This window comes from Mesorhizobium japonicum MAFF 303099, assembly GCF_000009625.1.
GTDB lineage: Bacteria > Pseudomonadota > Alphaproteobacteria > Rhizobiales > Rhizobiaceae > Mesorhizobium > Mesorhizobium japonicum.
The window spans coordinates 236,634-257,565 of the sequence record NC_002679.1; the positions used below are offsets into that span (position 1 = coordinate 236,634).

Sequence of the window (20,932 nt, forward strand, 5' to 3'; positions counted from 1 at the left end):
GTACAGAATGCTCGCTGAGGAAGGCACGGCGGTCGCCGCGCCAAAATTCGGGGCGAGCACATTCTTCAAGATCGCGGTGCCGCTGGGCGCGGTGGTCTTCGCCGGCTGGATGATCTATGCGGCGACGCGTGCGCCGGACAAGCCGCTGTTGACGGCGTCGGATGGCGAGGAGTTTCACACCACACAGTTTCCCGCACCTGGGCTCGATACGCCGCGTCCCCAGCTTGACAACGGCACCCTGAAGATCCCGACGGCTCCCGAGGAGCCGCCGGCTGCGCCGGCGCAGCCGCCGTCGACGATCGAGGCTCCCCCTCCACCTCCGCCAGCATTGCAACCGCCTGCAGCTCCACCGCAGGTTCAGGACGATTCCGAGGCCCGTCGTCTGGCTGAGGAAGAACGGCGCAGGCAGGAAGAAGAGGAGCGCCGCAAATGGGAGCGCTTGCGCGCCAAGCAGCTCGTCGTCGATAGCGGCGATGCGCCTGGCAGCGCGTCAGCATTGGGCGGCAATGGTACGGATGCAGCGGCGGCCGGAAACGCAGGCGAGGGCGAGGAGGACCCCAATCGGCGTTTTTTGGCAAGGGCGAGCCAGAGCGGAGCGGATACATCGAAGGCCACGATGAACCCGCGCACGGACGCTCTGGTCGCCCAAGGGACGATGATCAAGGGCGTACTCGAGACCGCGATCCAGAGCGATCTTGCCGGTATGGTTCGGGCCGTCGTGTCGGAGGATGTGTGGTCGTTCGACGGTCGCAGGGTTTTGATCCCCGGTGGCTCCCGCCTTATCGGTGAATATCGCAGTGGCCTCGCAACCGGCCAAACGCGGGTGTTCATTGTGTGGACACGCCTGCTTCGATCGGACGGCATGTCGGTGCAGCTCGGTTCGACCGGCACCGACGAGCTCGGTCGCAGCGGCATGCCGGGCGAGGTCGACAACCATTATTTCGAGCGGTTCGGCTCGGCGATCCTTTTAAGTGTCGTGGGTGGCGCGACGCAGTTCATCGCCAACCTTGGCACTGATCAGAACGGGTCGAACACCAATCAGACCTATACTGATCCGCAGACCGGACAGACGGTGACAATCCAGACGCAACCCAATCAGTACGTGCAGAACGCGCGCCAGATCGGCGCGCAACAGGTCTCACAAAGCCTCAACCGCATTGCTGAAGAGGCGCTTCGCAATTCGATCAATATCGCGCCGACGATCCATGTCGATCAGGGATCGCGAATAATGGTGTTCGTGCGCCGCGACCTCGATTTTTCGGAGTTCTATCCGGACCCGGTACGCGAGGCGTTGACGGAGATACGACGTGAGCGGGCAGCAAAGAACCGTCTTTCTAAATAAGGCGCTGGAGCCGGTGCGGCGCTGGCTCGACGACGATCGCGTGGTCGAAATCTGCGCAAACGGGCCTGGACTTGTGTGGGTCGAAATTGTTGGCTCGACACATATGGAGCCCTTCGACGTGCCCGAGCTCGACCGCGCCGCGATCACTTACCTCATGGAACGTATAGCGGCATCATCCTCGCAATCGATCAGCGAGGAAAATCCCTTGCTTTCGGCCGCCCTCCCCGGCGGCGAACGCTTCCAGGGCGTGCTTGCGCCGGCGACGCCGACAGGAGGCGCCTTCGCGATCCGCAAGCAGGTCGTGAAGGATATGCGCCTTGATGATTACCGGAAGCGGGGGTCGTTCGATACGATCTCCGTCCAGGATCCCGGCGAATTGAGCGAGACCGACAGCGCCCTTTGCGAATATCTCGACGCCGGCAAGATCGAGGATTTCCTCCGCTTGGCCGTGCGGGAACGGTATTCGATCTTACTTTCAGGAGGCACATCGTCGGGCAAAACGACGTTCCTGAACGCGATTTTGCACGAGGTGCCCTCGGATGAGCGGATCCTCACCATTGAGGATACGAGAGAAGTCAAACCACGCCAGCCCAACTATCTGCCCCTCGTCGTGTCAAAGGGCGACCAGGGCCTGGCGCACGTGACCGTTGAAACGCTGCTGCAGGCGGCCATGCGCTTGCGGCCGGATCGAATCTTCCTGGGCGAGATCCGGGGAGCGGAAGCCTATTCGTTCTTGCGCGCCGTCAACACGGGCCATCCAGGATCGATCACGACGATCCATGCCGACAGCCCCACCGGTGCGTTCGAGCAGTTAGCCTTGATGGTCATGCAGGCTGGGCTCGGGCTGAGGAAGGCAGAGATCATCGATTACGTGCGGGCGGTCCTGCCGATTGTCATCCAACAGACGCGCCGGGGCGGCTGGCGTGGAACTTCGGCGATCTGGTTCAGCCGCATGACCGAATGGAGAGCCGCCAGAAAGGTTTCCCAGAATGTCGCGCGTATTGGCTTATAGGCTTTTCCTCGGCCTCATGGGCCTCGCCGCCTTCTTCGCCCTTTGGAGCCTGGCCTACGAGCTGGTGGCGACATGGCGGTGGAACCCCGCCCTCCCTTCCGAAGGCGCCTCGCGCTGGGGGCTTCTAAAATACCAGAATGCGCAACGCAGCCTAAGCGGCCTGTTGGTTGCCTGGCAGCATTTCAGCCAGCGCCTGGCCTATCGTCCCACGCAGGGCGAGACGATCATCCGCGGCGCGATCGCGGCCGCGGTTGTCGTGGCGATCGGCGTCGGCCTGATCTTTGCAAGCCTGATCAATCGCAAGCCAAAGCACTACGGCGATGCGCGGTTCGGCACGATCATGGACGCCGAAAGGAAAAACCTGCTGGCAAAGCAAGGCTTGATCCTCGGCAAGATGGGTGGGGCGACGATCCGCTCGGACGATCCCGCGCACGTCCTGGTGGTCGGGCCGACCCGATCCGGCAAGGGCGTCAGCTTTGTCATTCCGAACGGTTATATGTGGCGAGGATCCTCGGTGTGGTTCGATCCGAAGCGGGAGAATTTCGAGGCGTTCGGTGCACACCGGCAGGCTCTCGGCGACAAGGTCTTTTTCTTTTCCCCCGGCGAGCGGGACTCGCATCGCTATAATCCGCTGGATTTCATCCGGCCCGATGCGCGCATGCCGACGGACTGCGCGGTGGTCTCCTCCTTCATCATCCCGGAGGCCACAGGGAGTTCCGAGATCTGGGCGCGCGCCGGCCGGCAGCTGCTTACGGCCATGATCGGCTATGTCCTGACATCGCCACGCTATGAGGGGCAGCGTCATTTGCGAGCTGTCGCGATGCTTCTGTCGACCGGCGTGGATTTTCTCAGGGTACTGACGAATATCCGTAATGACGAGGAAAAATATCTGCCTTCGTGGGTCGTGCAGGGGCTCAACCAGTTCATCGCGCTGGAAAAGGAAACGCGAAACTCGGCCTACTTCAACCTGACGGCGGCTCTCAACCCCTGGACCAATGATCTCGTTGCAGCCGCTACGGCGTCGACCGATTTCGATATCTCGAAGCTTCGCAAGGACCCGACGGCTCTCTTCATCGGCTGCTCGGTGGCGCAGCTCGACGTGTTCCGGCCCATCATCAAAATCCTGGTTCAGCAAATCCATGATGTGTTGATGGCCTCCTTGCCGGGCCCGGACGAGCCCTACCAGGTCCTGGTGATGATCGACGAGTTTCGCCAACTCGGCAAAATGGAGTCTATAGTGTCCAAGCTGGCGATCAACGCGGGATACGGCTTCCGCATGGTCCTGGTCCTGCAGGACCTCGCCCAGCTCGACGAAGTCTATGGAAAAGCGACGCGGCAGACCACGGTGTCCGCGTGCCAGGTGAAGCTTTTTATCCGCATGAACGACGTGGAGACCTCGGAATATGTCTCTGTAATGCTGGGACCGACCACGATCGAGGTGCCCACACCGATTATCAGAGCCGGTCAAGGTATATTCGGCGCCCGAGACAAGAGTTTAAGTTATCAGGAAAGGCCGCTCCGGACGGCGGCGGAGCTTCGACAGATGCCAGCGAAGCAGGCCGTGGTTCTGGTGCCGAGCGCACCTGGTTTCATGGTGCGCAAGGTCACCTATTATAAGGACGCTCCCTATAAGGCGACCTATCAGGAATTTCGCCACCGGCGCTTGAAGGTTCCGCCTCTCTCCCGATGGCAGGATCTTCCGCTGCGCTCCCTGGCCGACGTCGAAGCGGCGGCTCACACCGCACCAGCGGCGCCTTTCGAGTTGCGGGAACCCGATACCGTCGAAGCGCCGGTTTCGGGCGATAAAGCCTTTGCCGATGCTGCGCCGCCGGCGACCGGTGCGGCCGCTGACGGGGTTGATCCTGTTGGGCCAAAGCCGAAAGTGGATAGCGACAGCGCGGGCGCATCTCGGGCGCTGCCAAGCCCAGGCCTTCGAGCGAGTGGCGAGGCTGAAGCAAAGAGTGAGGACGCCGCTGAAGTTTCGGAGTTGAAACCGAAGCGGACCGATCAGACGGCCGACAATGCGCCGCGACCGCTTCCCACCCTTGGCCGGCGATCGGCGCCGGCAGCATCAAACGCGTCCGACCCGAGCGCGTCTGAAGGCAAGGCAAGCGTCTTGCAATTCCAAGTCCGGCCGGGAAACAAGTCCACGTCGGTCGCCGCGCTGCTCGCATCGCTCGATCAGGAGGTGGAGGCCGGCGCTCGTTCACTGTCGCCGTCAGTGGATAGCGGAGATGTCGACGGGGTACCGTCAGCCGCAATTGAAGAGCTGCAGGATCAAATTAGACGTCACGGCGATCGCTAGGACACGCCCGCCGAAACTGCTTAAGGCAAGCCGTGATCTCATGAAGTCATGAGGTCATCACACTATTCCCGGCCGGGCCGATGGCGCTGGTTCCTTGATAATAGTTGATAAACGGCCTATCTTGAGAGCAGCTCGTCCGAAGGAGGCTTCGTACATGATCAGTGCCGATCTGGGTAAACAGCTCGAAAGCTATATCCAGCAGCTCGTCGATACGGGCCGCTATGGCTCGAAAAGTGAAGTGCTGCGGGAGGGCGTGCGGCTGATTCAAGATCGTGAGACGCGCCTTCTTGCCCTTGACGCCTCAATCACGCGCGGTATTGCCGATGCTGATGCAGGCCGAACGAAACCCGCGAGCGACGTTTTTGACCGGCTTGAAGCAAAGTATCGCTCTATGGCTGAACAGGCCGAAAAGTTAGCATGATCGTTGAGTTTTCGGACGAAGCCGAAAGCGATCTTGAACGGATTGCCGCCTACATAGCGAAGGATAATCCTCGTCGTGCTCTTTCGTTCATCCAAGAGCTACGCGGTAAATGTGAAGCCTTAGCCGAGACGCCAAAGGGCTCTCCTTTGGTGCCTCGATATGAACAGCACGGCATTCGCCGCAGGGTTCATGGCGGTTACTTGATTTTCTACCGTGTTGAACGCGAACAGATTGTGATCATCCATGTCCTCCACGGCGCGATTGACTATGCCGCGATACTGTTTGAGGACTAACATAAATTGGCACCGGCTGTTCTCGGCGTGATCCTTCGGCAGCGCGCCGACCGGGCTCGTGCTGCCGTACTGATGTCGATTTCAGGAGACGACTGCAGCAGAGGTCAAAAGAGGATTTCAGTAGGGACGTTTTGGAACGAGTACGCAGAATTTGTCCGAAAACCTTGCCATTCGTCGGCAAATCGGACAGTGTCCGAATTCAACGAGAAAACGGACACGTCATGCCTCATGACCGCCATCGGCTATGCAAGGGTCTCCACCGGCGACCAGGAAACTGCCCTGCAGCTCGACGCATTGCGCAAAGCAGGCTGTGATAGGGTATTTGAAGACAGAGCATCGGGCGTGAAGACTGATCGGCCTGGTCTCGGCGAAGCCATTCGATATGTCCGGGAGGGCGACACACTCACTGTCTGGAAGCTGGACCGCCTCGGCCGCTCGATGAAGCACCTAATCGAGATCATCGCTGAATTGGAGGCTAAAGGCGTCGGTTTCCGATCCATTACTGAAAATATCGATACGACGACATCTGGCGGGAGCTTGGTGTTCCATTTTTTCGGCGCTTTGGCCCAATTCGAGCGCGATCTGATCAGGGAAAGAACCCGCGCCGGCCTGCAAGCCGCAAGGGAAAGAGGCCGACGCGGTGGGCGGCAGGCTGTCGTGACGCCTGAAAAACTTGAAAGGGCTCGCCAGTTGCTCGCAGCCGGTCTCAACGTGCGCGAAGCTGCCGCGCGCGTCAAAATAGGGAAAACTGCGCTCTATGAAGCGCTGAAGGCCGAAAAGTCAGTCGCATCTACCGTCAAACCGGTATGAGTTCTGCGCGCGAGAGAAGAGAGAAGAATGTCGCTCAGTCACAATCGTCATAAGAAGCTCATCGAGATGGTCCAAACGGACGGCGAAGTTCGGATCCGCGATCTGATGGTGCATTTCAATGTATCCGAAGAGACCGCCCGACGGGACATCAAGCAACTCGAGCAAGATGGGTTGGTCGTGCGCGTACATGGCGGTGCAGTCGCCACACAGCAACCGAAGCTCCTGACGATCTCGTCGCGTGCCATTTCTGAGCTGGCAGAAAAGAACGTTATCGCCGAAATAGCGCTCGGCCTCTTGAAGCCGGGGCAGAATCTTTTCTTTGGTGGGGGGAGCACGGTGCTGGCTCTGGCGCGTCGGATATCCATGCTGCCGGAAATGCGTATCGTCACCAACATGGTTGATACTGCAATCGCCGCCTCCGAAGGCCGCCGGCATCGCGTCGTCTTGCTCGGCGGCGATTTCAACGGCGACTATCGCGTCGTGACCGGATTTGCGGCGCTGCGCACGCTTCGCGAACAGCAGATCGATATCGCATTCATCGGGGTCAATGCGGTGCACCCGACGCTCGGCGTTTTTGATCATGAGCAGGGTGGGCAGGAACTCGCAGCGACGCTTGCAGAACAGGCACGGAAGATCACTGTGCTCGCCGACCATAGCAAGTTCGGGCGGTCGGCGCGTTACCGAACCCTGCCCCATTCTGCCATCGCTACAATCATCACCGATCAGCAACCGGAACCGCATGTGCTGACTGCCATCGAAGGCGCTGGCGCTGACGTCCTATATCCGCCGCAAAATCCGTCATAACACCGCATTGAAACCCTTCGTAGCGGCGTACGGAGGGAAGAAATGCCTCAAATTCTTGTTTGGTTGACACAATTTAACCGCCACTCCTGCCTGTCTCCATCACGATCCGTCGTACTCCCGCGAAAAACTGTCATATGCTTGCTCTATATCTCGGTTGGGACGGGACTGTCTGTTCGTCCGCCAGAGAGAAGGGTTTCTGACATGCAAGCATCACGTCGCACATTTCTTGGCATGACGGCCTTGGCCGCCGGCGCAATAGCATTGCCGCGGTCCATCGTGGCCGCAGCCGGCCAGCGGCCGACCCTCAATATTGCCGTTCAGGACTTGCGTACCATTCTGGAACCGGTAGATAGCTCCTCTAACGCCAATGTTTCCTGGCGCGTGCAGTACAGTATCTATGATCAAATCCTGCGAACCGATTACAATGATAGCTATCGCCTGCACTTCGCGCTCGCGAAGTCGCTGAAGCAGATCGACGCGAAGACCTATGAGATTGGCCTGCGCGACAATGTGAAGTTCCATGACGGTTCCACAATGACGGCCGCCGACGTGGTGTTCTCGCTTGGCGTGGAGCGGTTGCGCGGCGAGAAGGCGCCTGGCGCGGCAGTGTTTGGAAACTTTCTTGCCTCGCTTGCCGATGTGCAGAGGATCGATGATCGAACCGTCCGTCTGGTTACCAAGACGGGGGATCCGGTCTTCACCGACCGTCTCGGCGCCTGGGGCGCCCAGATCATCAGCGCCAAGGCATGGAAGGCCGCCACGAATTACAACGCGTGGGCAGCGCGGCCGATCGGCACGGGTCCTTACAAGGTCGGCGAAGTGCGAACGGGCGATGAGATAACGCTGATCGCGCACGACGACTATTGGGGTGGCCAGCCGCCGTTCGCCTCCATCCGCTTCAAGCGCTTGCCCGAGATTGCCGCGCGCATCGCCGGCCTCAAAGCTGGTGACTACGATATCGTCACCGATATTACCCCGGATCACATTGCGGAGATTGACGGCGTCAACGGCCTTTCAGTTATTGGTGGCGAAACCATGTGGTTCCGCTTTCTCACATTTGCTCCGCTCAGGACTCCCGTCCTGAAGGATACCAATCTGCGACGTGCGCTTGCGTCCGCCATCGATCGGGATGCGCTGGCAGACGGCCTCTGGAACGGCCGCGCGAAGGCGCTCAACGGCTGGCAGCTGCCGATCTTCGGCGAAATCAATGACCCCGAGCGCAAGGGCGTGTCCTACGACCCGGTTCTCGTCAAGGAGCTGCTGGCCAAGTCGTCCTACAGGGGCGAGGAGATTCCCTATCCGACCGTCGGGACCTACTACCCCATGCAGCTTGCGGACAACCAGGCTCTGGTGGAGATGTGGAAAGCCGCGGGCATCAATGTCAAGTTGATCATGTGCGAGAACTGGGACCAGGTTGGCAATATTGGTGGCATCAATGATATGTCCGGTGGCGGCCTCTACGCCGATCCCGTCTCCATGCTCTGGCAGATCATCGGGCCCACCAACGACCTGCAGGCCTCGGGCGGCTGGACCAATGCCGAATTCAATGCGCTCGGCAATCAGCTTGAGACGACGCTGGACCCCGCCAAGCGCAAAGCCGCGTTCAAGCGCATGCAGGACATTGTCGAGATCGAAGATCCCTGCGTCACGCCGCTGCACTCCATGCCGTTCATCTATGGGCAAAGGAAGGACATCTCTTGGCAGCCCAATCCGTTGCCGCAGATGTGGCTGGGCCCGAAGTTGCCGCCCGAGCCTGTGGCGTGAGCCCGATGCTGAACGCATTCACCACGAACAGCGCGGATGTCGCGCTGTTCGACAGGATCGATTTTGCCGCCTTGCGTATGCTGCGCGAGCAGCGGATCGAGGTCGCATTCATTGGCGTCAACGCCGTGCATCCGACCGATGACCTACGAGGAAGCCGAGGGCGGGGCCCGAGGAAGCCGCGGGCGGGGCAGTTCTACACCGTCAAAATCCGTCATGATCCCGCAAATGGTGCAGCTCGGCAAAAACTTTGAGCACACATATCCCGTTGTTTCGACAAGAACTTAAGTCGCGTTGCCGGATAAATCCATCATAGTCCGGCTTAAACCCTCATAAAACCGTCATACAGCTGCGCTATGTGTCTCCCGGCTTCGGGACGCACCTGACTCTTCAGCTTGCTCTCCCGGTTGACAACGAGAGGGTTAGATTATGCAGACAACACGTCGATCATTTCTCAGCATGACTGCCATGGTTGCTGGCGCCCTGGCTTTGCCGCGTTCGCTTCTGGCCGCAGCCGGCCAGCGGCCAAGCCTCAACATCGCCGTCCAGGACCTGCGCACGATCCTCGAGCCTGTGGCCAGCTCTTCCATCGCCAACGTCTCCTGGCGGGTGCAATACAGTATCTTTGATCAGCTGCTGCGGACCGACTACAACGACAATTTCCGCCTCAACTTCGCGCTCGCGACATCATTGAAGCAGATCGACGCGAAGACCCATGAGATCGTCCTGCGCGACAATGTGAAATTCCACGACGGCTCGACGATGACCGCTGACGACGTGGCGTTCTCGCTTGGCGTCGAGCGGTTGCGCGGCGACAAGGCGCCGGGTGCCGCGGTGGTTGCCAACTTCCTCTCTTCGCTCGCCGATGTGCAGAAGGTCGACGATCGCACGGTCCGCCTGTTCACCAAAACTGAGGATCCGGTCTTCACCGATCGTCTCGGCGCATGGGGTACTCAGATTATCAGCGCGAACGCTTGGAAAGCCGCCGCCAGCTACGACGCATGGGCGGCAAAGCCGATTGGTACCGGCCCCTACAAGATCGGTGATGTGCGCAGCGGCGATGAGATGACCCTGATCGCCCATGACGAATATTGGGGTGGTAAGCCGCCGTTCGCCTCCATCCGCTTCAAGCGCTTGCCCGAGATTGCCGCGCGCATCGCCGGCCTCAAAGCCGGAGACTACGATATCGTCACCGACATTACGCCTGACCATATCTCGGAGATTGAAGGCGTCAGCGGGCTTTCCGTCACCGGTGGCGAGGCCATGTGGTTCCGGTTCCTGACCTTTGCCCCGCTCAAGACGCCTGTTCTCAAAGATGTCAATCTTCGCCGCGCGCTCGCCTTCGCGATCGACCGGGACGCGCTGGCTGACGGTCTCTGGAACGGCCGCGCAAAGGCGCTGACCAGCTGGCAGTTGCCGATCTTCGGCGAGATCAACGATCCCGAGCGCAAGGGCGTGTCCTACGACCCGGCCCTGGTCAAGGAACTGCTCGCCAAGTCGTCGTACAAGGGCGAGGAAATTCCTTATCCGACCGTCGGGACCTATTACCCCATGCAGCTTCCGGACAACCAGGCTCTGGTGGAGATGTGGAAAGCCGCGGGCATCAATGTCAAGCTGATCATGTGCGAGAACTGGGACCAGGTCGGCAATATCGGCGGTATCAACGACACGTCTGGTGGCGCCTTCTACGCCGACCCTGTCTCCATGCTCTGGCAGATCATCGGTCCGACAAACGACCTCCAGGCCTCGGGCGGCTGGACCAATGCCGAATTCAATGCGCTCGGCAATCAGCTTGAGACGACGCTGGACCTCGCCAAGCGCAAGGAAGCGTTCAAGCGCATGCAGGACATTGTCGAAATCGATGACCCCTGCATCACGCCGCTGCACTCCATGCCGTTTATCTACGGGCAAAAGACGGGCCTGGAGTTCACGCCCAATCCGTTGCCGCAGATGTGGCTTGGCCCGAAGTTGCCGTCCGAACCTGTGGCTTGAGCCCGATGCTGAACGCATTCAGCACGAACAGCGCGGACGCCGCGCTGTTCGCCAGTCAGGACGTCGTCGATCACCGCAAACGACCCGTTCTCACGGTCAACGACCTCACCGTATCCTTCAGCGGTGTCCCCGTGCTCCACGGCGTCGACCTGACCGTTGATAAGGGCGAGGCGATTGGTATCGTCGGAGAGTCCGGCTGCGGTAAGTCCGTGACTTGGCGTGCGGTGCTGGGCCTCCTGCCAAAGTCGGCTGAGGTCAAGGGCGAAGCGCGTCTGGATGGCTTCAACCTCGCCGGCGCCAGCCAGTCCAGTCTTGATAAGGTGCGCGGCGGACGCATTGCGATGATCTTTCAGGATCCCGCAAGTGCACTCAATCCTGTTCATCGTGTCGGCGCCCAGATCACCGAGGCGCTTCGCCTGCATCGTGGCCTCACGGGCGCGGCAGCGCGCGCAGAGGCGCAGCGGCTGTTGGACCTGGTTGGCATTCCTGATGCGACCAGCAGGCTCAATGCCTATCCGCACGAACTCTCAGGCGGGCAGAACCAGCGGGTGATGATCGCCATCGCGCTCGCCGGTGAACCCGAACTCCTGGTCGCCGACGAGCCGACGACGGCGCTCGACGCCACCGTGCAGGCGCAAATCCTGCTGCTTTTGAAAACCATCCAGCGCGACACCGGCATGGCGCTCGTGATGATCAGCCACGATCTTGCTGCGGTGGCCGCCATCTGCGACCGCGTCTGTGTCATGTATGCCGGCCGCATCATCGAGGCGGCACCCACGCATACACTTCTGAACAGGCCGGAACATCCCTACACGCGCGATCTGATCGGCGCGATCCCTCCCTCGGATGGCCCTCGTGTCCGGTTGACGGCCATCCCCGGTGCCCCGCCCCATGGGGGCGTTTCGGCAGGTTGTGCCTATGCGCCCCGCTGCCGCAGTGCTGACGCCGCATGCGGCATGACAAGGCCGGATATGCGGACGATATCGGCACGCCATGTCGTCCGCTGCCTCCGCGTTGCTGAAGGGATGTGTCAATGACCCTACTTCAGCTCCAAAACGTCAGCCGTCGGTTTCCGATCGGAAACACGGTCTTTGGATCGCGGAAATCTCTGACCGCTGTCGACCAGGTGTCGCTCGAGGTCAGAAAAGGCCAGACGACAGGCGTCGTCGGCGAGTCAGGCTGCGGAAAATCCACCACGGGACGCCTGGCACTCGGCCTGGAACAGGCCGATAGCGGCCAAATCCTGTTCGAAGGTCAAGAGCTCGCGGTGACCGACACCCGGGAATGGCGCGCAAAGCGTCAGCGGATGCAGCTGGTCTACCAGGATACGCTGGCCGCGCTCGATCGGCGCATGACAGTCGGTGATCTGATTGCGGAGCCTTTGGTCATCCATGAAATCGGCGACGGAGCAATCCGTCAACAGCGCGTGCTCGATCTGCTGCACGCCGTTGGCCTGGGCGAGCACCATCGCGCTCTTTATCCGCATCAGCTTTCCGGCGGGCAGCGCCAACGCGTGGTTCTGGCACGTGCACTCGCCCCGAAGCCCTCGCTTCTTGTTTGCGACGAGCCAGTCTCGGCCCTCGACGTCTCCGTCCAGGCGCAGATCGTCAATCTGCTCGTCGATCTTCAGCAGGAACTTGGAGTAGGCATCCTGTTCATCAGCCATGATCTGAGGGTGGTGCGCCATGTCAGCGATCGCATCGTCGTCATGTATCTCGGCCGGGTGGTCGAGGACGGGCGCGCCGATGCCGTCATCGACCAGCCCTTGCATCCCTATACGCAGGCGCTCGTCTCGGCCATGCCGAGGCTTGCCGGTGGCTTCGATCATTACCTGCCCTTGCCGGGCGAGCCGCCAAGCCCAACTGAGCGGCCCTCGGGATGCCCATTCCATCCGCGCTGTCGTCTGGCAAAAGATATCTGCCGGCAGACGCAACCTGAACTCCTTCCACACGGACCAGAACGGCGGGTCGCCTGCCATCTGGTATCAATTCCATGACCGGCTTGCTCCCTTACATCGGCCCCAAACTTCTGCGGGCCGCGCTCTCGATCATCGTCGTCGTGACGATCACATTCTTCGTGCTACGCGCTTCAGGAGATCCGGCCCTGCAGATTCTCGGGCCCGGCGCTCGCGCCCCCGACCTCGAAGCGTTTCGCCAGCGGTGGGGATTGGATCAGCCCCTGCACGTTCAATATCTTCGCTATCTCTGGGGCGCGTTGCACGGCGATTTCGGCAACTCGATGCTGGCCGGCAAGCCCGCCGCGGAGCTTGTGCTTGGGCGAATGCCTTTGACGTTGGCCCTGATGCTGCCGGCACTCGCGCTCAACGTGCTGATCGGCATCCCGGTCGGCGCCTATGCGGCCATGCATCGAGACAGCTGGATCGACCGGTCGGTGATGATGCTGACCGTGCTCGGCTTTACCGTGCCAAGCTTCGTGCTCGGCTTGCTGTTCATCCTGATATTTTCGGTGACGCTCGGCCTGTTTCCCTCAGGCGGGGCCGACAAATGGCAAAGCTTTGTTCTGCCGGTGCTGACGCTTGGCATAGGCGGGGCGGCAATGCTCGCGCGGTTTACGCGTAGCGCCATGATCGAGGTTCTGTCGCAGCTCTACGTCGTTGCCGCCAGCGCCAAGGGCGTCACCTGGCGCCAGGTCATTCACCACCACGCCTTCCCCAACGCCATCATCCCGATTCTCACATTGCTGGGTCTGATGCTGGGCGGACAGGTGGCCGGGGCGGTGCTGGTCGAAAACGTCTTCGGCTGGCCGGGCATTGGTCAACTGCTCGTGGTCTCCGTCGGCAATCGAGATCTCGCGGTCGTGCAGGTCATCCTCCTGCTCGTGGCACTCACCATGACGTCGGCGAACCTGATGATGGATCTGCTCTACGGCGTCGTCGATCCCCGCTTGCGACAAGCGCGCCCGGGATCACACTGAGGAAGCCAGATGCAGAAGAAGTCACGGATTGACCTGCCGACGCTCTTTGCGTCGCTCTGGCTTTGCCTGATGCTGCTGATCGCGGCGGCCGCGCCGCTGATCGCTCCGCATGACATCACCGCGATGGATTTGCGTCATCGCCTGGCGCCGCCCTTCGGCTTCGGCGGCGCGGCCGTCCACCTGTTCGGCTCCGACGATCTTGGCCGCGATGTCGCCTCGCGTCTTTATTACTCGATCCGCACCAGCCTGCTCATCGCCTTTGGCGCAACCGTTATCAGCGTCCTCGTCGGAACCGCGATCGGCTTTCTTGCCGCCTATTTCCGGGGCCTCATCGAGCATTTCCTGTTGCTGCTCATCGACGTCCAGGCGTCGCTGCCTTTCCTGATCGTCGCGCTGGCGATGCTGGCGTTCTTCGGCAACTCGCTGCCGCTGGTCGTCGGCTTGATGGGCCTTTATGGATGGGAGCGCAACGCGCGGCTCGCGCGTGGTCTCGCACTTGCAGCCGGCGCGCAAGGATATGCGGGCGCGACCCGTCAGCTCGGCGCTCATCCCTTGCGCATCTATCTCCGTCACATCCTTCCCAACAGCGCGGCAACGCTTCTTGTTGCGGCAACGGTCACGTTTCCGGAGATCATTCTGGTCGAAAGCGGCCTGTCCTTCCTCGGGCTCGGCGTCCAGCCACCTATGACCAGCCTCGGCGTCATGGTCGGCACTGGCCGCGAATACATTACGCGCGCGCCCTGGATGTTGCTTAGCCCCAGCATCGTCATCGTGCTGACGGCCGTCGCCGTCAGCGTTTTGGGCGATTTCTTGCGCGACAAACTCGATCCCACTCTCAAGTAACGGATATCTCCCATGCGGAAAAAACTGATTTCCATCCTTGTTGACGGCGTCAGCGCTGACACTTTCGAAAAGCATGCTCATCGCCTGCCCAACATGCGCCATTTGGCGGAAAGGGGCTTGCGCGTTCGCCGCCTGAAATCAGCCGTTCCGGCCACCTCTGTCCCCGGACGGGCGACGATGTTGACCGGCGTCGGTCCGGAAACTCACGGCATCTATGGCAACCATATCTTCCGCGGCGACGCTTCCGTGGCGCCGCTGGCCGAAGATCTGCTGGTGCCGACGATCGCAACTCATGCCAGGCAGGCTGGCTTGGATGTGGCTGCTATCGGTCAGGCGCTGGTCAATCCCCGCGATACATCGGTCTATGTCTCGCCCTGGTGGCTCCGCGGCTTCATGACGGGCTATCGTTTCAGCAAGATGGTCACGCCGGAAGCGTTGGCGGCATCACGAGCAATCCACGATCCTGAAGATAGGCTAGCCAAGGCCGGGCTGACGGAGATGGACGCGTTTAGGGATGCTGCCGACGGCGGCGCTCCGCATCTGATCTCGGGCCTGGCGCTCGACCAGTTCCTCAACCGCGCGGTCGTTGCCTTGCTTGGCTCCGACCGGCCGCCGGATCTGTTGCTGACGGAGATCGAGATGCCGGATGCGTTCCAGCATTATCTCGGCTACGACAGCCCGGCGGGAATTTGGTCGGTGGAGTTCGCCGACATGCTGATCGGCAACTTGCTCGCCGTCCTAGAGCGCACCGGGCGCCGCGAGGATTACGTTATAGCCGTCGCCAGCGATCACGGTCATGGCTTTGTCGATACGGCAATCTTTCCGGAAGCCATCATACCCGACATGCACTGGATGACGGAAGGCGCAAGCCTCTACGTTTCGCTCAAGGCCGCCGGCGATCTCGAGAGGGTGACCGAGCGGCTTTTGCCATATGGCGTTGAGCTCTGGAACGACCACCACGTGCCGGAAAATCTTCGTGGGACGGTTGCAATGTTTGTCGCTCCACCCCGGCATTCGTTCGAAGAGCGGCCCAGTGATGCATCCGGACCGCTCGTGGCGACCGGTAGTCCGCACCTCATTTCGACCCACGGCTTCCGGCCGGGCAGCCCGGAAGATGATCGCATGTTCATCCTGTCCGGTGGCGGCATTGCACCAAAAGTCATTAAGGCGGCGGATGCCGATCAGTTTGCACCAACGCTGGCGAGCGTGCTCGGCCTGCCGTTGGAGCCTTACGCTGGGCGGTCCCTGATCGCAGAAGAGAGCCCCATAGCGCGGAGCCCGCAATCGCTTGAACTGCACCTCAAGTAAATCGAAGAAGATGTCCAATGTGGTTACAAATCTCCAACGCGCGCATTGTGTGCGAAGATCATTTAGTAGAGGCGGGCCTCGCAATCTGCGATGGCCTTATCGACTGTTTTGAACAAGGTGGGACTTCGAAAGCGGAAGCTATCGATTTTGATGGCGACTTCCTGCTGCCTGGTCTGATCGACCTGCATACCGACAGTGTCGAACACTTCATGCAACCGCGGCCGGGCGTGCAGTGGCCGTCGCCCCTTGCTGCCGTGCTTGCACACGATTGGCAGCTGCTCGGCAGCGGCATCACGACGGTGCTCGATGCGCTCGCACTTGGCGATTACGATAGCGGGGGCACCCGCACCGCCATGCTAAATGATGCAATCGACGGGCTGACGCAGGCGCGAGCGAGCGGTCTTCTCAAGACCGATCATTACTTCCATTTTCGTTGCGAACTCTCCGATCCGGCCCTGTTGCCGATCGTCGAGCGGCATGTCGATAATCCCGGCCTCAGGCTCATCAGCATGATGGATCACACGCCCGGCCAGCGGCAGTGGCACAATCTGACACTCTATCGCGAGTTCCGCCGCAAGAAGAACGCCCGGGTGTGGAACGAGGAGGAATTCGCGCTCCACCTCGCCGAACGCCGTGAACACCAGCAACAATATGTCCCGCCGGGCCGTTCGACGATCGGACACCTCTGCCGCGAGCGCGATATCCGCATCGCCAGCCACGATGACACGGCAGCCGCGGATGTCGACGAATCCCGCGGCGACGGGATCACGATCAGCGAGTTTCCGACGACTGTCGAGGCCGCGAGCCGCGCGCGAGAACTCGGCATGAAGATCGTCATGGGTTCGCCGAACATCATTCTCGGCGGTTCGCATTCCGGCAATGTCAGTGCCCTGGAGCTCGCAGATCGGGGTCTCCTCGACGTGCTAACCTCGGATTACGTGCCCGGAAGTCTGCTGCATGCCGCATTCGCGCTGGCCGCCAAAGGGTTCGATCTCCCGGAGGCGGTTGCCATGGTGACGAAAACCCCCGCCGACCTGCTTGGTTTTTCCGATCGCGGCCGCATTGCGCCGGGCCTTCGCGCCGACTTGATCCGCGTGCGCCTCGTCGAAGGCGTGCCGGTGATCCGCAACATCTGGGTGGCCGGTCGACAGTATCTGTAAAGAGCGCTCACGCGCCACAGGACAAAAAATGAACTCAAAAACGAAGATGGAAGCGGAGCAGCTTGCCATCGCAGAGCGCTCCGACTGGCTTGGTATCCTGTCGCGCAGTGTTAGCAGTGAGCTTGAGGCCTTGGCGGCTGACCTGGCGACCGGAGTGGCATTTGAATGGCTGAGGACTTGCGATGTCGGCCTGGTGATGGTCCGGGGGCGTGCTGGTGGTACGGGCAACGTGTTCAATCTCGGCGAGATGACCGTCACCCGCGCCTCGGTCCGGCTTGAAGACGGCACTGTCGGGCACGGTTACGTCCAGGGCCGCAACAAGCGCCAGGCGGAGCTGGCGGCTATCATCGATGCGCTGTTGCAGCAGCCGGACCGCCATGACGAGACCATGGCGAAGGTGGTCGAGCCGCTTCGGGAAAAAGCCGAAGTCCGGCGGCTCGAAAAAAGCCGCAAGGCGGCAGCCACCAAGGTCGAGTTCTTCACCATGGTTCGCGGGGAGGACCCAGCGTGACGGTAAAATCTTCAACATCATCTTTGCATGACCGATCCTCAACGAGCACTTCGCTGATGCCTGGCTTTGCCGATCCGGTCTTCGATGCCCAGGCGGTGTTTCGCGCGAGCCTGCTTGCGACCGCCTATCCCGGCCGTGTCGTGCCAGTCGATCGCGCATTGGCGTCGCCGCGGCCTTTTTCATCGGCAACCGCGGCACTGTGCCTGACGCTCATGGATTTCGAGACGCTGGCCTGGCTCGACCGCCAGGCGGCATCCGGCGAGGCGGTTGCCTGGCTCCGCTTTCACTGCGGCCTGCCCGTCACAGACGATCCTATGAAGGCGCGTTTCGCTGTCGTGACCGATGCGCTGACAATGCCGCGCCTCGTCGAATTTCACCCAGGCGACGTGGAATACCCTGATCGCTCGATGACGCTGATCATCCAGGTTCCGTCCTTCAACGAGGGGCCGGCGACCACCTGGACCGGCCCCGGCATCAAGACGAGCGCTCGCGTAAGCATCGGCGGGTTGCCCTTCTGGTACTGGTCGGACTGGGAGATGAATAGAGAACTCTACCCGCGCGGGATCGACGTCATCTTCACGAACGGCAATGCCCTGGTGGGCCTGCCGCGCACAATCGCGGTGGAGGCTTAAATGGCTTATGTTGCCGTCAAGGGTGGCGAACAGGCCATCCTCAACACCCTCAGGCTGATCTCGGAAACCCGTCGCGGCGATCCGGCCTTGGCCGAACTGACGCTCGCCCAGATCAGCGAACAGTTCGGCCTGGCCGTCGACCGGGTGATGACAGAGGGATCGGTCTACGACCGGGAACTCGCCGCACTTGCCCTCAAGCAGGCGCAGGGTGATGTGACCGAGGCGATCTTCCTGCTGCGCGCCTACCGCACCACGCTGCCGCGCATCGCGCTGTCAGAACCGGTCGATACGTCGCGCATGACGATCCGCCGGCGCATCTCGGCGACGTTCAAGGATATCCCGGGCGGCCAGGTGCTTGGGCCCACCTACGACTACACGCACCGGCTGCTCGATTTTGCCCTCGCCGCCGAAGGCCTCCAGCGGCCCCAGGCAGGTTTGGCCGCCGAGCCGCTCGAACAAGATGTGCCGCAGGTCATCGACCTGCTCGACAGCGAAGGTCTGATCGAAGAGGAAAGCGACGAAGGTCAGGGCGAAATCTTCGATCTCACCCGCGAGCCGATGAGCTTTCCAGCAGGGCGCGACCAGCGCCTGCAGAACCTGGCGCGCGGCGACGAGGGTTTTCTGCTCGGGCTCGCTTATTCGACAGTCCGTGGTTACGGCGGCGCGCATCCCTTCGTCGGCGAACTGAGATTGGGTGAAGTGACGGTCGAGATCGTCCCCGAGGAGCTCGGTTTTCCGATTGTTGTCGCGGAAATCGCCGTCACCGAATGCCAGATGATCAACCAGTTTCGTGGCACGGTTGCCCGACCGCCGCAGTTCACCCGCGGTTATGGCCTCACCTTCGGCCACAACGAGCGCAAGGCGATGGCCATGTCATTAGTCGACCGGGCGATGCGCGCCCGCGAACTTGCCGAGGACGTACGCTACCCCGCCCAGGATGAGGAATTCGTCCTTGCCCATACGGACAATGTCGAGACGAGCGGCATGGTCTCGCATTTCAAGCTGCCGCATTACGTCGATTTTCAGGCGGAACTGATGCTTGTCCGACAACTGCGGGCCGAGCACCAGGTCGCCCGCGGGGCAGGACAGAAGAAGGAAGCCGCCGAATGAGCATTGGCACGACGACGAACCACAGCGATACAGGCTACAACTTCGCCTATCTCGATGAGCAGACGAAGCGGATGATCCGCCGCTCGCTATTGAAGGCCCTGTCCATTCCGGGCTACCAGGTGCCCTTCGGCGGTCGCGAAATGCCGCTCGCCTATGGCTGGGGCACCGGTGGCATCCAGGTGACGGCGGCCGTCATCGGACCTAACGATCGTCTGAAGGTGATCGACCAGGGCGCCGACGACACAACCAATGCGGTTTCCATCCGCCGTTTTTTTCAGACAGTGGCCGACGTCGCCGTCACCGAATCCACCGAAGACGCAACCATCGTCCAGACGCGCCACCGCGTCCCGGAGGCGCCACTCAAGGAAGGCCAGGTGCTGGTCTATCAAGTGCCGCAGCCGGAGCCACTAAGGAAGATCGATCCGCGCGAGACTGAGACCCGCAAGATGCATGCCTATGCCGAATATGGTGCCATGCAGGTGACGCTCTATGAGGACATCTCCCGTTTCGGTCGCATAGCCAAAACCTACGACTATCCGGCCATCATCAACGGCAGGCATCTGATGTCGCCTTCGCCGATTCCGAAGTTCGACAATCCGAAGATGGAAAACAATCCGGCCATCCAGCTGTTCGGCGCCGGCCGGGAAAAACGCATCTATGCTGTGCCGCCCTACACGTCCGTCCGCAGCCTCGACTTCGACGACCACCCCTTCGAGGTGCAGAGCTGGAAGGGATGCTGCGCCCTCTGCGGCTCGACGGTGAGTTACCTCGACGAGGTGATTACCGATGACAAGGGTTCGCGCATGTTCGTCTGCTCCGACACCGATTTCTGCAACACCCGTCAGAGAGAGGCCGCGGCGCAACCGAAGACCGCCGGAGGGCAGTCTTGACCACAAATGCGATCCGCAGGCTCACTTCGAAGCCGCCGCTGCTTGAAGTCTCCGGGCTTTGCAAGTCCTATGGCGGCCAGATCGGCTGCCGCGATGTGTCTTTCGCGATCCGGCCAGGCGAGGTGCTCGGCATCGTCGGCGAAAGTGGTTCCGGAAAGTCGACGCTTCTCGCTTGCCTCTCCGGCCGGCTGACGCCGGATGCCGGAACGATAACCTACGACATGAAGAAGCGGGGACCGGTCGATGTTCTCACCCTCTCCGAACCCGAACGGAGACGGCTTGCCCGCACCGACTGGGGCATTGTCCACCAGAATCCGCGCGACGGGCTACGGCTGGACGTCTCGGCAGGCGGCAATATCGGTGAACGCCCGATGGCGATCGGCGCCCGCCATTACGGCAACATTCGGGCTGAGGCCCAGGACTGGCTGCAGAAGGTGGAAATCGACCTTACTCGCACCGACGACAGGCCACGCACATTCTCCGGCGGCATGCAGCAGCGTCTGCAGATCGCCCGCAATCTCGTCACCCGTCCCCGGCTTGTCTTCATGGACGAGCCGACCGGCGGACTTGACGTCTCGGTCCAGGCGCGCCTGCTCGATTGTTACACGGACTTGTCCGCGAACTCGGTATCGCTGTCATCATCGTCACCCATGACCTTGCCGTCGTTCGGCTGCTCGCCGATCGGTTGATGGTCATGCAGCGCGGCGGCGTCATTGAGCAGGGCCTGACCGACCAAGTGCTCGACGACCCCCATCATCCCTATACGCAACTGCTTGTCTCCTCCGTCCTGCAGGTTTGAGACAA

The 20,932-nt window shown here is 61.2% G+C and carries 20 protein-coding genes and 1 pseudogene; all 21 read left to right on the top strand.

The features are described 5' to 3' along the window. Positions 1-7: 7 nt before the first annotated feature. Entirely contained in the window at positions 8-1,342 is a 1,335-nt protein-coding gene (gene virB10, locus MAFF_RS35990; RefSeq protein WP_244420863.1) for a type IV secretion system protein VirB10, read from the top strand. Then, complete coding sequence (gene virB11, locus MAFF_RS35995; protein ID WP_010915833.1) at positions 1,308-2,354, top strand: P-type DNA transfer ATPase VirB11; 1,047 nt, start codon at positions 1,308-1,310, stop codon at positions 2,352-2,354. The genes virB10 and virB11 overlap by 35 nt, the downstream gene beginning before the upstream one ends. Further along, positions 2,332-4,659, top strand: a complete 2,328-nt coding sequence (locus tag MAFF_RS36000; RefSeq protein ID WP_010915832.1) for a type IV secretory system conjugative DNA transfer family protein — start codon at positions 2,332-2,334, stop codon at positions 4,657-4,659. The genes virB11 and MAFF_RS36000 overlap by 23 nt, the downstream gene beginning before the upstream one ends. Positions 4,660-4,813: 154 nt before the next feature. Beyond that, a complete protein-coding gene (locus tag MAFF_RS36005; protein WP_010915831.1) occupies positions 4,814-5,080 on the top strand; it encodes a type II toxin-antitoxin system ParD family antitoxin in 267 nt (88 codons plus the stop codon). Further along, a complete protein-coding gene (locus MAFF_RS36010; protein WP_010915743.1) occupies positions 5,077-5,373 on the top strand; it encodes a type II toxin-antitoxin system RelE/ParE family toxin in 297 nt (98 codons plus the stop codon). The genes MAFF_RS36005 and MAFF_RS36010 overlap by 4 nt, the downstream gene beginning before the upstream one ends. 228 nt (positions 5,374-5,601) lie before the next feature. Further along, positions 5,602-6,183 (top strand): recombinase family protein, encoded by a 582-nt coding sequence (locus MAFF_RS36015; protein ID WP_044552219.1) that lies wholly within the window; start codon positions 5,602-5,604, stop codon positions 6,181-6,183. A 27-nt stretch (positions 6,184-6,210) separates the two neighbouring features. Beyond that, positions 6,211-6,987 (top strand): DeoR/GlpR family DNA-binding transcription regulator, encoded by a 777-nt coding sequence (locus MAFF_RS36020; RefSeq protein WP_010915829.1) that lies wholly within the window; start codon positions 6,211-6,213, stop codon positions 6,985-6,987. 201 nt (positions 6,988-7,188) lie between these two features. Beyond that, positions 7,189-8,751: an ABC transporter substrate-binding protein gene (locus MAFF_RS36025; protein ID WP_010915828.1), complete on the top strand. Its 1,563-nt coding sequence runs from the start codon at positions 7,189-7,191 to the stop codon at positions 8,749-8,751. A 5-nt stretch (positions 8,752-8,756) separates the two neighbouring features. Beyond that, complete coding sequence (locus MAFF_RS36030; protein ID WP_044552222.1) at positions 8,757-9,002, top strand: hypothetical protein; 246 nt, start codon at positions 8,757-8,759, stop codon at positions 9,000-9,002. A gap of 214 nt (positions 9,003-9,216) precedes the next feature. Continuing rightward, the gene (locus MAFF_RS36035) at positions 9,217-10,740 is read left to right on the top strand and encodes an ABC transporter substrate-binding protein (protein WP_244420864.1); all 1,524 of its coding nucleotides are present in this window, start codon (positions 9,217-9,219) and stop codon (positions 10,738-10,740) included. Between the two features lie 5 nt (positions 10,741-10,745). Then, positions 10,746-11,777, top strand: a complete 1,032-nt coding sequence (locus MAFF_RS36040; protein ID WP_010915826.1) for an ABC transporter ATP-binding protein — start codon at positions 10,746-10,748, stop codon at positions 11,775-11,777. Beyond that, positions 11,774-12,736: an ABC transporter ATP-binding protein gene (locus tag MAFF_RS38790; protein WP_080512164.1), complete on the top strand. Its 963-nt coding sequence runs from the start codon at positions 11,774-11,776 to the stop codon at positions 12,734-12,736. Before MAFF_RS36040 ends, MAFF_RS38790 begins: the two co-directional genes overlap by 4 nt. Continuing rightward, positions 12,733-13,674: an ABC transporter permease gene (locus MAFF_RS36050; RefSeq protein WP_010915824.1), complete on the top strand. Its 942-nt coding sequence runs from the start codon at positions 12,733-12,735 to the stop codon at positions 13,672-13,674. Before MAFF_RS38790 ends, MAFF_RS36050 begins: the two co-directional genes overlap by 4 nt. A 9-nt stretch (positions 13,675-13,683) precedes the next feature. Further along, the gene (locus MAFF_RS36055; protein ID WP_010915823.1) at positions 13,684-14,517 is read left to right on the top strand and encodes an ABC transporter permease; all 834 of its coding nucleotides are present in this window, start codon (positions 13,684-13,686) and stop codon (positions 14,515-14,517) included. Positions 14,518-14,529: 12 nt separating this feature from the next. Next, positions 14,530-15,825 carry an alkaline phosphatase family protein gene (locus MAFF_RS36060; RefSeq protein WP_010915822.1) on the top strand — a complete coding sequence of 432 codons (1,296 nt, stop codon included), beginning with the start codon at positions 14,530-14,532 and terminating at the stop codon, positions 15,823-15,825. Positions 15,826-15,842: 17 nt separating this feature from the next. Then, a complete protein-coding gene (phnM, locus tag MAFF_RS36065; RefSeq protein WP_010915821.1) occupies positions 15,843-16,985 on the top strand; it encodes a phosphonate metabolism protein PhnM in 1,143 nt (380 codons plus the stop codon). Between the two features lie 46 nt (positions 16,986-17,031). Then, positions 17,032-17,496, top strand: coding sequence for a phosphonate C-P lyase system protein PhnG (gene phnG / locus MAFF_RS36070; RefSeq protein ID WP_010915820.1), 465 nt, complete (start codon positions 17,032-17,034; stop codon positions 17,494-17,496). A gap of 56 nt (positions 17,497-17,552) precedes the next feature. Continuing rightward, positions 17,553-18,128, top strand: coding sequence for a phosphonate C-P lyase system protein PhnH (gene phnH, locus MAFF_RS36075; RefSeq protein ID WP_044552231.1), 576 nt, complete (start codon positions 17,553-17,555; stop codon positions 18,126-18,128). Next, positions 18,129-19,238, top strand: coding sequence for a carbon-phosphorus lyase complex subunit PhnI (locus MAFF_RS36080; protein WP_010915818.1), 1,110 nt, complete (start codon positions 18,129-18,131; stop codon positions 19,236-19,238). Beyond that, a complete protein-coding gene (locus MAFF_RS36085; protein WP_010915817.1) occupies positions 19,235-20,128 on the top strand; it encodes an alpha-D-ribose 1-methylphosphonate 5-phosphate C-P-lyase PhnJ in 894 nt (297 codons plus the stop codon). Before MAFF_RS36080 ends, MAFF_RS36085 begins: the two co-directional genes overlap by 4 nt. Further along, positions 20,125-20,927: pseudogene (gene phnK, locus MAFF_RS36090) on the top strand (phosphonate C-P lyase system protein PhnK). Before MAFF_RS36085 ends, phnK begins: the two are co-directional and overlap by 4 nt. Positions 20,928-20,932: the final 5 nt, after the last annotated feature.